Raw genomic sequence first — 11,508 nt, forward strand, 5'->3', positions numbered from 1 at the left:
CCCCCCACTACCGGGTAGCGGTGAAAGGGTAGTGCCGGCCGCTGGCCGGCATGAATCCGCGGATGCGTCGCGCTTGATTTCAATCAGGGCAACGCGAGGAGGGACGCCCGAAGATGTCTGCCATGAGCTTCCACGTTGATCAGAGTGAGGACACCGCGCTGCAGGCGGCATTGCTGCGGCAACCCCGGCATGTGCTGTTCCCGCCGGCTGACCAGTTCAGCACCGGCTTCGGCGAAAGTGGATGGCGCGCCGCGGTGCGCGCCAGCAACGAGCACCTGATCCCGCGCGGCCTGACCCTGGGTTTCCAGGCCGGCCGCGGCGGACGCGAGGTATCGCCGCAGGCCTATCTGGAGACACTACTGCAGGCGTTGCGGTTGCAGGCCGATGCACTGGCCGAGGACCGCGAGGTGGTCGCCATGGTCCTGCAGCTGGGGCTGGCCGAAACGCTGCCACCGCCGCAGCTGGGCCAGCTGCTGGACGCGGTGCCGCAGCATCTGCGCACCGTGGCACGACCCCAGGTGGAGGTGCGGCTGGATGCAGGCAGCGCGTTGTCACCGGCACAACTACGTGCGCTGGGGTGCACCCGCCTGAACGTGATCGACCGGGCTGACGCGCCGGGGCCGACCCTGCTGGCGCAGGCGCGGCAGGTGGGCTTCACCGCGCGTTACTACCAGTTGCGGGTGCCAGCCTGCGAGGATGCAGGCTTCATCGAACGCCTGCATGAGGTGCTGGCCGAAGCGCCCGAGCGCGTGCTGCTGCCGGCACCGTGCGCGTTGCCGCAGCATCCGTCCGCCGCGAACTGGCTGCAGGCCTGGCGCCTGCTGCGCGCAGCGGGCTACGAGGCGATCGGCGGCGATCACTATCAACGCGGTGACCTGCCGAACCCGCACGGGCCTGGCGATGGCCAGCGCCACTGCGACCAGGCGGGCGTGCCGCGCCGTGACCGCAGCGATTTCATTGGCCTCGGCCTGTCTGCCTGCAGCCAGATCGGCGAGGTGTTCTACCGGCTGGAGGACGAATGGGATCAATGGCGCGCCCGGCTGCAGGCCGGGCACATCGGCGTGTCCGCCGGCCTGATCCTGTCTGAAGACGAGCGGCTGGCGGCCGAGGTGGCGCAGAGCATTGCCTGCGACCATGCCCTCGATGCCGCCGCCTTCGAATGGCGCAACGATGAACCGTTCGAGGAGTGCTTCGCCGCACAGCTGCCGGCCCTGTCGCCACTGCTCGCTCGCGGCTGGGCGGAGTGGGACGCACGCGTGCTGCGCCTGGCCGAAGAAGGTCGCCTGCTGTGGCGTATGATGGCTGCATGCTTCCGGCCGGCGGCCGCCATCGCTTGAGTCTTGCCTCGATGTCTCCGAATCCGCCCTCGCATGGCCGCCTTCGCCAGGCGACACCGAATCCCGCTGCTGCCGACGACGGCGACGCTCTGCATTTCTGCAGCACCTGTGCGTTCTCCGATGCCTGCATGTCGCAGGGGTATGACAAGACCGCGCTGGGTGACCTGCATGTGCTGGTCGACCATGTCGGTCCGTTCCATGCCGGTGACTACATCTTCCGTGCCGGCGAATCGTTCGATTCGATCGCGGCGGTGCGCGCGGGCATGGTCAAGACCTTCGTCGATGACAGCCAGGGCAATGAACAGGTGCTGGGCTTCAGCCTGCCAGGCGAGGTGATCGGCCTGAACGCGATCCATGGTTCGCGCTTCCCCTGCAATGCGGTGGCGCTGGATACCGTGCACCTGTGCCGCATCTCGTTCCCCAAGTTGAGCCTGCTGGCCACGCGCATGCCTGGGCTGCAGGCCAAGCTGTTCAGCCTGCTCAGTGCGGAGATCGGCAAGGTCGCCACGCTGGCGGCCAACCACCGCACCGAGGAGCGCATGGCCGCGTTCCTGCTGGACATGTCCGAACGTTATGCACGGCGCGGATTCTCGGCCACGCGCTTCAACCTGACCATGGCGCGGACCGAGATCGCCAACTACCTGCGGATGGCGCCGGAAACCGCCAGCCGCGTGCTGCGCCGCCTGAGCGATGATGGGATCATCGCGGTGAAGCAGCGCGAGATCCTGCTCTTGCAGCCCGAGCGCCTGGCGGCGCTGGCGGTGGCTGACGAATCCGATCCGAACTGAACCAGGCCGGGAGCCGACCATGAAACGAGCGGGACTGTTGTTGCTGGGACTGCTGGCCACGGTGCCGGCCTGGGCGGCCGACCTGACGGTGTCGGCGGCATCGAGCCTGACCGAGAGCTTCCGTGAACTGGGCGCCGCCTACGAGAAGGCACACCCGGGAACCAAGGTCGATTTCAACTTCGCCGCCTCGGGCGTGCTGCTGCAGCAGATCAGCCGCGGCGCGCCGGTGGACGTGTTCGCCTCCGCCGATGAAACCACCATGGACCAGGCCCAGCAGCAGGACCTGCTGGCCGCGGGCACGCGCGAGGTGTTCGCGGTGAATGCGCTGTGGGTGGTGGTGCCGCCGCAGGCCAAGGCCGCGCCGCGCAGTTTGAAGGACCTGGCCGGTACCGGCGTGCAGCGCATTGCGCTGGGCAACCCGGACAGTGTGCCGGTCGGCCGCTATGCCAGGGGCGCGCTGGAAGCGGCGGGCCTGTGGCCGTCGGTGCAGGGCAAGACCATCACCACGCAGAACGTGCGCCAGTCGCTGGATTACGTGGCGCGTGGTGAAGTGGACGCCGGTTTCGTCTATGCGACCGATGCGCAGGCCATGCCTGACCGTGTCCGTCGTGCCTTCGCAGTGCCGGTGTCGGGGCGCATTGCCTATCCGCTGGCGGTGACCAAGGCCAGCGCGCAGCCGGCCGAGGCCAAGCGCTTCACGGCGTTCGTGCGCTCGGCGCAGGGCCAGGCGATCCTGGCCAAACACGGATTCGGCAAGCCCTGAGGCATGGATCTCGACTGGAGCGCACTGGGGTTGTCGCTGAAGGTGGCCGGTTGGGCCACCGCGATCAACCTGGTGCTGGGCGTGGCGCTGGGCGCGCTGCTGGCGCGTCGGCGCTTTCCGGGCCGTGAGCTGCTGGATTCACTGCTGACCCTGCCGATGGTGCTGCCACCGACGGTGCTCGGCTATTACCTGCTGGTGCTGATCGGCCGCAAGGGCCCGATCGGCGCGTGGCTGCAGTCTTGGTTCGGCATCAACCTGGTGTTCACCTGGCAGGCCGCGGTGATCGCGGCGGCGGTGGCCTCGCTGCCGCTGGTGTTCAAGCCGGCACGCGCGGCGTTCGAGGGCGTGGACGGGCAACTGGAGCAGGCCGCGCGCACGCTCGGCGTGTCCGAAGCGGCGGTGTTCTTCCGGGTCACGCTGCCGTTGGCCTGGCGTGGCATCCTTGCCGGCCTGCTGCTGGCCTTTGCGCGCGCGATGGGCGAGTTTGGCGCCACGCTGATGGTGGCCGGCAGCATTCCGGGCCGCACGCAGACGCTGTCGATCGCCATCTACGAGGCGGTGCAGGCCGGGCAGGATGGCAAGGCCAATGCGCTGGTGATCCTGACCTCGGTGGTGTGCATCGTGATCCTGCTGCTGGCCGCGCGGCTGGTCGGCGGACGCCGCCGGGAGCTGCGTGATGTGGCTTGACCTGCAGGTGCAGCGGCGGCTGCAGGCGGCCGGACAGGATTTCGTGTTGGACGTGTCGCTGCAGTGCTCGCAGCGGCAGGTGGTGCTGTTTGGGCCCTCCGGCGCGGGCAAGAGCCTGACATTGAAGGCGGTGGCCGGGCTGCTGCGGCCCGGCCAGGGCCATGTGCGCCTGCAGGGACAGACCCTGTTCGATGCCGCAACCGGCGTGGACCTGCCGCCACAGCGTCGCCGGCTGGGCTACGTGTTCCAGGACTATGCGCTGTTCCCGCACCTGAGCGTGCGCCAGAACGTGGCGTTCGGGCTGCAGAAGGGCTGGTTGAATCCACGCAGCAGCCAGCGCTTCGATGCGGTGGAGCAGTGGTTGCATGCTTTCCGCATCGACACGGTGGGCGATCTGCTGCCATCGCAGATATCCGGTGGCCAGCGCCAGCGCACCGCCCTGGCGCGCGCCCTGGTGACCCAGCCGCAGGCGCTGCTGCTGGACGAACCGTTTTCCGCGCTGGACCACGACCTGCGCCAGCACCTGCGCCAGGAACTGGAGACAGTGCTGGACAAGACCGGCATCCCGTTGCTGCTGATCAGCCATGACCCGCGGGACGTGGCCGTGTTCGGCCAGCAGGTGGCCCGCGTGGTGGACGGCCGCATCGTCGGCGAGTGACGCGTGATGGGCGCACTGGCGATGGTTGGTTGCATCTGATGGTAGTGCCGGCCGATGGCCGGCAATCATGGAATCCGGAGCAGCCGGCCAGCGGCCGGCTCTACCGGGTCAATCGTTGGTCGCCCACTGGATGAACGCCCAGCGCCGCGTTGGCGCCATGCCGAACCGGTGTTGCGGCGAGCGTGCATGCCACGCGCGCACCCGCGCCTCTTCATCCGCATCCAGCGGACCGAACAGCTCCACGGCCTGGCGCACCAGGCCGTCGGCATCCTGGGCGACGTCGCGCACCGATTCGGGCAGGTAATCCACCTGCGGCTCGCGGCCCATGTCCAGCAGCATGTTGATCGGGTAGCGGTGGTCGGGCATGGGTACCCAGTCGCGGCCGAGCAGCTCGGCCAGCTCGGGCACGCCGGCACGCGGGCCGGTGGCGAAGGTGATGCAGGCGCGCTGACGTGCGTGCGCGTCCAGCCTGCGCAGCGCTGCCTCGAGGTCCGGCACCATCAGCGAACGCGAGGCAATGGCAAGGTCGCAGCACGGCACGGCGTGCCAGTCATCGGTCCACGACAGCGGCCACGGGGTGATGTTGGAGACACCGTCGCGTGCGATCGCGGCGCGTAGTCCGTCGAGCATGCCGCTGCTGTAGTCCAGGGCATGCACGTGCTGCACCTGTGCAGCGATGGGCAGGCTCAGCAGGCCCGGCCCGCAGCCGACATCCAACACCGTGGCCACACCCCCCAGATCAAGCCGGGCCAGGAAGGCGTCGCTGTAGTCGTCGTGGCGGCGCTTCCAGCTGGTCTGCGCGGCGCGCGCATCCCAGGCACTGGCCGGCTTGGCCTGGAAACCACAGGCCAGCAGGTGCTGGCGATAGCGCGCGGCATGGTCGATCGGGGTGGGAAGCGGTGTACTCATGTGGAAGATCCAGAAGCGGGCAGGGCGGCAGCGACGCGTGCCGCATCGACGCCATACAGCGTGGCGAGGCGTTCGGGGGTGGCGATCTCCCGCGCAGGGCCCAGTGCCTGCAGGCTGCCCGCCGCCATCAGTGCGATGCGGTCGGCGACCTGCAGCGCGTGCTGCGGTTGATGGGTGGACAGCAGCACGCCGATGCCACGGTCGGCCAGGCGACGCACGGTATCGAGGATGCGCAGCTGGTTGCCGAAGTCGAGGCTGGCGGTGGGCTCGTCCATCACCAGCAGGTGCGCCTGCTGGGCCAGCGCACGCGCGATCAGCACCAGCTGGCGCTCGCCGCCACTGAGCGTGGTCACCGTGCGTTCGGCGAGCGCATGCAACCCCAGTTCGCGCAGGCACTCCCCGGCGATGGCTTCATCGGCACGACCGGGGGCGGCCAGCAGGCCCAGGTGCGCGGCGCGGCCCATGGCCACCACCTCGCGCACGCGCCAGGCGAAAGGCATGGGTGAGGCCTGCGGGACATAACCGATGCGGCGAGCGATGGCAGCGCGGTCATGCGCGCGCAGCGGCGTTCCCTGCAGGTCCACCTGGCCGCGCACGGCGGGCAGCAGGCCGAGCAGGGTGCGGAACAGGGTGGTCTTGCCACAGCCGTTCGGGCCCAGCAGGCACAGCACCTCACCGGGGCGTACCGACAACGCGAACGGCGCACCCAGTGCCACGCCGGCATGGCCGATGACCAGTCCGCGCGCTTCCAGCAACGGTGTGCTGCCGCTCATGGCCGACGCTCGCTGCGCGCCAGTACCAGCAGGAAGCAGGGCACGCCGACAAACGCGGTGAGGATGCCGAGCGGTAGTTCGATCGGCGCCAGGGTACGCGCCAGCGTATCGGCCGCGAGCAGGAAACTGGCGCCGAGCAGCAGGCTGGCCGGCAACAGGCGGCGGAAGTCGGCGCCGACCAGCAACCGCGCGATGTGCGGAACCACCAGCCCGACCCAGCCGATGATGCCGGCCAGCGACACCGCTGCTGCCGTGCACAGCGTGGCGGCGGCGATCAGTGTCCAGCGCAGCGGCGTGACCGCTACGCCCAGCGCGCTGGCCTCCTCGTCGCCGAGGCCGAGCAGGTTCACCCGCCAGCGCAGCAGCACCAGCGGCAACAGCCCGATCAGCAGCAATGGCGCGGTGACCTTGAGGTCGTCGATGACCACCGCGTTCAGGCCACCGAGCAGCCAGAAGGTGATCGACGGCAACTGCGTGTACGGATCAGCCAGCAGCTTCAACAGCGAGATGCCGGCACCGAGCAGCGCCGACACCGCAACACCGGCCAGCACCAGCACCAGCACCGGGTCATGACGACGCACCAGCGCCGCCACCAGGCAGACCAGGCCGACCGCGCCTAACCCGCCGGCAAAGGCGACGCCCTGTACCAGCAGCATCGGCAGGCCGAGGAACAGGCCCAGCGACGCGCCAAGGCCCGCGCCCGCGGAGACGCCGAGGATGTCCGGCGACACCAGCGGATTGCGGAACATGGCCTGGTAGGCCGCGCCAGCGGCGGACAGCACCGCGCCGATCAGGACGGCGGCCAGCACGCGCGGCAGGCGGATGTGCCAGAGCGCCACCTGCACCGCAGGCGCGGGGGGATCACCGATGCCGAACAGCTGCCAGCCGATGGCGTGCAGCAGCGCCGCCGGTTGCACCGGGAACTGGCCGACCGAGAACGCCAGCAGCAGCATCGCCAGCAGCAGGCTCCAGCCACCGGCATGCCAGGCCCAACGTGGAAGCGTGCGCATGCTCAGGCGTTCGCCTGCAGGCTGCGTGCAAGCGCGGCGGGCAATGGCTGGCCCCACAGCAGATGATGCAGCGCGCTGATGCGCCCGCGAAGGGCAGCAGGTGCAAGCGAGGGCGTCGCGCCGGGATGCAGCCTGGACAACAGCCACGGCAGGCCAGGCAGGCGGTTGATGCCGGGCGGGCCATCCAGCCAACCGAACGGCAGCACCGGCGCGCAGTACAGCCGCGCGTCCCGCACGGCGCGCAGCGCACGCCAGCGCGGATCCTGTGCGGCATGAGCGGCGAAGCCAGCATCCTGGGTCAGGATCACGTCCGGGTCCCAGGCCAGCAGTTGTTCGAATGAGACGCGGGCCAGGCCGCCGGCACCGGCACTGGCCGCCACATTGCGCCCGCCACAGAACTCGATCACTTCGGTATTGATCGAGCCGGAAAGGCCGCTTTCCAGGCCATCGCTGCCGCGCCCGTAGTAAACGCTGGGCCGCGCCGCCTCCGGACGCGCCGCCAGTACCTCGCGGACCAGCGCCAGTTGCGCTTCGGCTGCCTGCGCCAAGGCTTCGCCGCGTGCGGCCACGCCAAGCAACCTGCCGACGTGGCGCAGCTGCGCTGGATGATCAGGCAGGCGCCCGGCAATCAGCTCGAAGGGAATCGCGGTCTGCTTCCACACCCGCTCGGCCGCGTCGCGATAGCTGGCATCGAAATCTCCTGCATCCAGCACCAGGTCCGGCTGCATCGCGAGCAGGCGCTCGAGGCTGACCGTACTGCCGCGCCCGGCCAGGCGGCCGACCACCGGCAATGCACGCACGACCGCCGGCAGCTGCGCCAGCGCGTCGGGCGACACCTTCATCGGCCAGCCGAGCAGGCGCTCGGGCGCCACCGCAGCCAGCAGCACCGCGGCCGGTGGACCGGCCGCAAACACGCGCCTGGGTGTGGCCTTGGGTGCGCCCAGCCGCAGCACACGCTGTGCCGGCATCGCCAGCAGCTCGGCACCGGCGGCCAGCAGGGGCGCCAGCGCGAACGCCTGCAGCAGGGCGCGCCGCCTCATGCGGCCGCGTCCGGTGCGGTACGGCAGGCATCCCACCAGGCTTGCAGTGCCGCGTCCTCGGCCGGCAGCTCGACGGCCATGCCGCCGGTGAACTGCCGCCATGCGTCGAGGTAGGGCAGCTTCACCGCGGTCAGCAGCGGGATGCCCGCCAGCATCAGCGCCAGCAGCTCATCGGCCATGCCGCCGCCTTCCGATTCCAGCGTGCCGAAGCGGTTGGCGATGGCCAGCTCGGCATGGTCCTGCAGCGCCCGGCGCAGCACCACGCTGGCATCGGCGATGCCGCCCGGGTCGAGGTTGCAGCCACACGAGGCCGGGCCCAGCGCCTGGCTGATCGGGTAGCGTGAAGCGGGATCGGTCACGTCCATCAGCGCCATGCGCTTGCCGCCGTTGGCCGCGGGCTCGTGCGGCAGGTGCACCAGCCCGCGCACGCGGTGTCCGGCGGCCAGCTGGCGCGCGGCGAAGGCGGCCAGCAGTCCATCGGGCTCGCCGCTGTGGTCATGCACGATCGCCGCGATGCGCGGTGTCGAGGACGCGGTCATGCTCAGAACCTCCAGTTGGCATTGGCGAACCAGGTACGCCCCGGCATCGGGTAGCCGTCGGCCAGTTCGTACCATCTGTCACCGATGTTGCGCACGCCGAGGTCGAAATCCCAGGCCTCGCGCGGGCTCCAGCTGGCCTTCAGGCCGGTGATGCCGTAGCCGGGCAGCGCACGTACCGGTCGCGCCGCGTCGGCGTAGCTGACCTTGCGGCCCTGTTCGGCGTCCAGCGTGGCCTGCAGTTTCCACTGCGGCAGCAGCTGCCAGCCTACCGCCATGAACAGCCGCTGGCGTGGGCTGTCGAGCAGGGCCACGTTGCGGTCCTGCAGGTTGGTGCGGCGCAGCCAGGTGTAGCTGGCCTGCAGGTCCCAGTCGTCGCCGATGCGCTGGCGCAGGCCCAGTTCCACACCCTGGTGGCGGGCCTTGCCGATGTTCTGCGCCTGGTTGCAGGTGCTGCCGCCGCACTCGCGCGACGCCACTACCGCGTTCTGGATCAGATCATCGATGCGGCTCTGGAACAGGGACGCCTGCAGCTGGCCGCCTTCCCACCAGCGGCCACGCAGGCCCACTTCGAAGTGGGTGGCGTGCTCGGGCTTCAGGTCCGGGTTCGGCAGGGCCGCGCCCATGCGCGCCGAGTAGCGGTCCTTGATGGTCGGGAAGCGCGTGCGCCGCGCCACGCTGGCGTACCACTGCTGGTCCGGCGCCAACTGCTGCACGTACTCCAGTACCGCATTGGTGGCATCAGCGCTGCCGGTCGGCCAGAAGTACACGCGCTTGGCGTCGCGGCGGTCATGGCCGACCCCCACGCGCAGGTGCGAGGTATCGGTCAGTGCGATGCGGTCCTCGATCGCCACCGAGGTAGTGACATCACGGAAGTCCTTGGTCGGCGAATGCGGATTGCGCTCGCTGTGCTGGTCTTCCTTGTAGTGGATCGCGAACTGCAGTTCCTGGCGCGGCAGCGCCGTCGTGGCCAGGGTCACCGAGCCGCCCACGGTGCGGTCATCGTAGATGCTGGGGAAGCTGCTGTTGTCCATCGCTACCTGGTAGGTGCCATCGGTATAGGCGTCCAGGCCATTGCCATAGGTATCGCGGTAGACGCGGGTGCGCAGCGTGGTGTGCTCGCCCAGGCGGGTGTTGCCGATGAAGTACAGGCTGTCCTTGTCCCACCACGGCCAGCGCCAGTAGCGGATGCCGCTGCGCGCGGTGCCGGTGTAGACCGGGTTGTCCTTCTCGCCGTCCTGGCGCGCGTAGCCGATCGCGTACTCGTCGCCCTCGCGTGGGGTATAGCCCAGCTTGAACGACAGGCGGCGGTCGTCGCGCGAGGCGTTGCGGCGGTCCTTGCCGGTGTCGGTGGGCACCCGCTTGTAATCGACGAAGCCCTTCGGCAGCGGGAAGTCATCGGCCTTCAGGATCGATGCGCCCAGCTGGAAGTACCAGTCGCCGCGCCTGCCGCCAAGATTGACCGCCGCCTTGCGCTCGCCACCGTCGGCGATTCCCAGGCGCACATCACCTTCCAGCGGGCGCTCGGGACGGCGGCTGACCAGGTTGATCGCACCGCCCAGGATGTTCGGCCCGTACAGCAGCGAGGCCGCGCCGCTGGCGACCTGGATCTCGGCCAGGTCGAAGGTGGTGAAGCGGCCGAAATCCACGTAGCCGTCATAGGGCACGTAGAGCGGGATGCCGTCGAGGAACACCGGCACCTGGCGGGCATCGAAGCCGCGCAGGTAGACCATGTCCTCGTTGCGCGAGTTTCGCGCCAGGCTGACGCCCGGCAGCACGCTGACCGCATCACCGACCGTGTTGCGGTCCAGCTGCTGGATGCGCTCGGCGTCGAGGCTGCGTTCGGCCACGGTGGGCGAGGTGCCGCGTTCGGCATGCACGTCGACGGTGCCCAGGGTGAATACCGGCGGCGGCGAGGCGGTGTCGGCGGCGGCGGTGGCGGCCAGCGGCAGCAGCAGGGCAGACAGGGGTAGAACGAAACGACAGGTACGCATCCTCGCGAGTCCTCGGGTTCGTTATATCCAAGATGATATAACGGTTGGCAGGGGTCAACTTGATGACCGACCCGGGGATTCTCGGCGCCGGCCGGCGCGGCCACCTTGATCGATATCAAGCCCGGTGCAGGGGGAGCGACGCCGTACACTGGCCGTTCGCGCGCAACGCAGGAAAACGAGCACCATGAGCGAGGCCGGGCCACCGTTGGAACTGCAGGGCAACCTGTGGCTGAGCATTGCCGGGCAGAGCGTGGGGGGCCGCGGGCGCTTCGCGCTGTTGGGGTTGATCGATGCCTGCGGCTCGATCAGCCAGGCCGCCAAGCGCATGGGCATGACCTACAAGAACGCCTGGGATGCGGTGGATGCGATGAACACCGCCGCCGGCGAGCCGCTGGTCGTGCGCAGTGTAGGCGGACGTGGAGGAGGCGGTGCGCAGCTGACCGTGCGCGGCCACCAGCTGATCGCCCGCTTCGAAGAGGTCGAGCGCGCGCACCGCACCTTCCTGCAGTCGCTGCAGGCCACCCCCGGGCTGGACGAGGATCTGGCCCTGATCCGGAGAATCGGCATGATCACCAGTGCACGCAACCAGTTCCATGGCCGGGTCAGCGCGCTGGCCACCGGTGCGGTCAACGACGAAGTGCAGATTGAAGTGGCGCCGGGGCTGGCGCTGGTGGCCACGATCACCCACGGCAGCGTGGAGGCATTGGGGCTGGCGGTGGGCGTGCCGGCCTATGCGCTGGTGAAAGCTTCGTCGGTGATCGTCGCGCAGGGGGAGGGGCGTTATTCGGCACGCAACCAGTTCAGTGGCAAGGTGGACCGGCTCACCGAGGGCGCGGTGAACGATGAGGTGGTGGTGGACATCGGCCACGGCTGCAATGTGGTGGCGGTGATCACGCGCACCAGCACCGCGGCGCTGGAGCTGCGCGAAGGCAGCGCGGCGACGGTGCTGTTCAAGGCGTCCAGCGTGATCGTCGGCGTGCCGATGTAGAAGGGGTTTGGGTAGTGCCGGGCCC

The 11,508-nt window shown here is 69.5% G+C and carries 12 protein-coding genes; 6 read left to right on the plus strand and 6 right to left on the minus strand.

Annotated elements, in window-relative coordinates:
- The first annotated feature begins 122 nt into the window (after positions 1-122).
- Genes QRO93_RS18465 through QRO93_RS18485 form a run of 5 tightly spaced genes read left to right on the plus strand, consistent with a single transcriptional unit; the run spans position 123 to position 4,233 of the window.
- The gene (locus tag QRO93_RS18465; RefSeq protein WP_180881035.1) at positions 123-1,337 is read left to right on the plus strand and encodes a coproporphyrinogen III oxidase; all 1,215 of its coding nucleotides are present in this window, start codon (positions 123-125) and stop codon (positions 1,335-1,337) included.
- Between the two features lie 11 nt (positions 1,338-1,348).
- Complete coding sequence (locus tag QRO93_RS18470) at positions 1,349-2,125, plus strand: helix-turn-helix domain-containing protein (RefSeq protein WP_008265167.1); 777 nt, start codon at positions 1,349-1,351, stop codon at positions 2,123-2,125.
- Between the two features lie 19 nt (positions 2,126-2,144).
- Entirely contained in the window at positions 2,145-2,888 is a 744-nt protein-coding gene (gene modA, locus QRO93_RS18475; RefSeq protein ID WP_180881033.1) for a molybdate ABC transporter substrate-binding protein, read from the plus strand.
- 3 nt (positions 2,889-2,891) lie between these two features.
- On the plus strand, positions 2,892-3,575 hold the full coding sequence (gene modB, locus QRO93_RS18480) for a molybdate ABC transporter permease subunit (protein WP_053449937.1): 684 nt from the start codon (positions 2,892-2,894) through the stop codon (positions 3,573-3,575).
- Entirely contained in the window at positions 3,565-4,233 is a 669-nt protein-coding gene (locus QRO93_RS18485) for a sulfate/molybdate ABC transporter ATP-binding protein (RefSeq protein ID WP_053449936.1), read from the plus strand. Before modB ends, QRO93_RS18485 begins: the two co-directional genes overlap by 11 nt.
- A 108-nt stretch (positions 4,234-4,341) precedes the next feature.
- Here QRO93_RS18485 and QRO93_RS18490 read toward each other — a convergent pair whose 3' ends face one another.
- The 6 genes from QRO93_RS18490 to QRO93_RS18515 are packed head-to-tail and all read right to left on the minus strand — an operon-like array spanning position 4,342 to position 10,495.
- Complete coding sequence (locus QRO93_RS18490; RefSeq protein WP_053449935.1) at positions 4,342-5,142, minus strand: class I SAM-dependent methyltransferase; 801 nt, start codon at positions 5,140-5,142, stop codon at positions 4,342-4,344.
- A complete protein-coding gene (locus QRO93_RS18495; protein ID WP_053449934.1) occupies positions 5,139-5,915 on the minus strand; it encodes an ABC transporter ATP-binding protein in 777 nt (258 codons plus the stop codon). The genes QRO93_RS18490 and QRO93_RS18495 overlap by 4 nt, the downstream gene beginning before the upstream one ends.
- Complete coding sequence (locus QRO93_RS18500; protein WP_180881029.1) at positions 5,912-6,925, minus strand: iron ABC transporter permease; 1,014 nt, start codon at positions 6,923-6,925, stop codon at positions 5,912-5,914. The genes QRO93_RS18495 and QRO93_RS18500 overlap by 4 nt, the downstream gene beginning before the upstream one ends.
- Before the next feature lie 2 nt (positions 6,926-6,927).
- Positions 6,928-7,965, minus strand: coding sequence for an ABC transporter substrate-binding protein (locus tag QRO93_RS18505; RefSeq protein ID WP_180881027.1), 1,038 nt, complete (start codon positions 7,963-7,965; stop codon positions 6,928-6,930).
- Positions 7,962-8,504, minus strand: coding sequence for a DUF2478 domain-containing protein (locus QRO93_RS18510; RefSeq protein WP_053449931.1), 543 nt, complete (start codon positions 8,502-8,504; stop codon positions 7,962-7,964). Before QRO93_RS18510 ends, QRO93_RS18505 begins: the two co-directional genes overlap by 4 nt.
- Positions 8,505-8,506: 2 nt before the next feature.
- The gene (locus tag QRO93_RS18515; protein WP_180881025.1) at positions 8,507-10,495 is read right to left on the minus strand and encodes a TonB-dependent siderophore receptor; all 1,989 of its coding nucleotides are present in this window, start codon (positions 10,493-10,495) and stop codon (positions 8,507-8,509) included.
- A gap of 184 nt (positions 10,496-10,679) precedes the next feature.
- Here QRO93_RS18515 and QRO93_RS18520 point away from each other — a divergent pair, with 184 nt between their 5' ends.
- Complete coding sequence (locus tag QRO93_RS18520) at positions 10,680-11,483, plus strand: TOBE domain-containing protein (RefSeq protein ID WP_180881023.1); 804 nt, start codon at positions 10,680-10,682, stop codon at positions 11,481-11,483.
- Positions 11,484-11,508: the final 25 nt, after the last annotated feature.

Source organism: Stenotrophomonas maltophilia group sp. Smal17, assembly GCF_030237045.1.
GTDB classification, from domain to species: domain Bacteria; phylum Pseudomonadota; class Gammaproteobacteria; order Xanthomonadales; family Xanthomonadaceae; genus Stenotrophomonas; species Stenotrophomonas forensis.

Excerpts from the sequence above, each read along its gene's own strand:
- QRO93_RS18465 (WP_180881035.1), top strand. The coding sequence starts at position 123 with ATGAGCTTCCACGTTGATCAGAGTGAGGACACCGCGCTGCAGGCGGCA.
- QRO93_RS18470 (WP_008265167.1), top strand. The coding sequence starts at position 1,349 with ATGTCTCCGAATCCGCCCTCGCATGGCCGCCTTCGCCAGGCGACACCG.
- modA (WP_180881033.1), top strand. The coding sequence starts at position 2,145 with ATGAAACGAGCGGGACTGTTGTTGCTGGGACTGCTGGCCACGGTGCCG.
- modB (WP_053449937.1), top strand. The coding sequence starts at position 2,892 with ATGGATCTCGACTGGAGCGCACTGGGGTTGTCGCTGAAGGTGGCCGGT.
- QRO93_RS18485 (WP_053449936.1), top strand. The coding sequence starts at position 3,565 with ATGTGGCTTGACCTGCAGGTGCAGCGGCGGCTGCAGGCGGCCGGACAG.
- QRO93_RS18490 (WP_053449935.1), bottom strand. The coding sequence starts at position 5,142 with ATGAGTACACCGCTTCCCACCCCGATCGACCATGCCGCGCGCTATCGC.
- QRO93_RS18495 (WP_053449934.1), bottom strand. The coding sequence starts at position 5,915 with ATGAGCGGCAGCACACCGTTGCTGGAAGCGCGCGGACTGGTCATCGGC.
- QRO93_RS18500 (WP_180881029.1), bottom strand. The coding sequence starts at position 6,925 with ATGCGCACGCTTCCACGTTGGGCCTGGCATGCCGGTGGCTGGAGCCTG.
- QRO93_RS18505 (WP_180881027.1), bottom strand. The coding sequence starts at position 7,965 with ATGAGGCGGCGCGCCCTGCTGCAGGCGTTCGCGCTGGCGCCCCTGCTG.
- QRO93_RS18510 (WP_053449931.1), bottom strand. The coding sequence starts at position 8,504 with ATGACCGCGTCCTCGACACCGCGCATCGCGGCGATCGTGCATGACCAC.
- QRO93_RS18515 (WP_180881025.1), bottom strand. The coding sequence starts at position 10,495 with ATGCGTACCTGTCGTTTCGTTCTACCCCTGTCTGCCCTGCTGCTGCCG.
- QRO93_RS18520 (WP_180881023.1), top strand. The coding sequence starts at position 10,680 with ATGAGCGAGGCCGGGCCACCGTTGGAACTGCAGGGCAACCTGTGGCTG.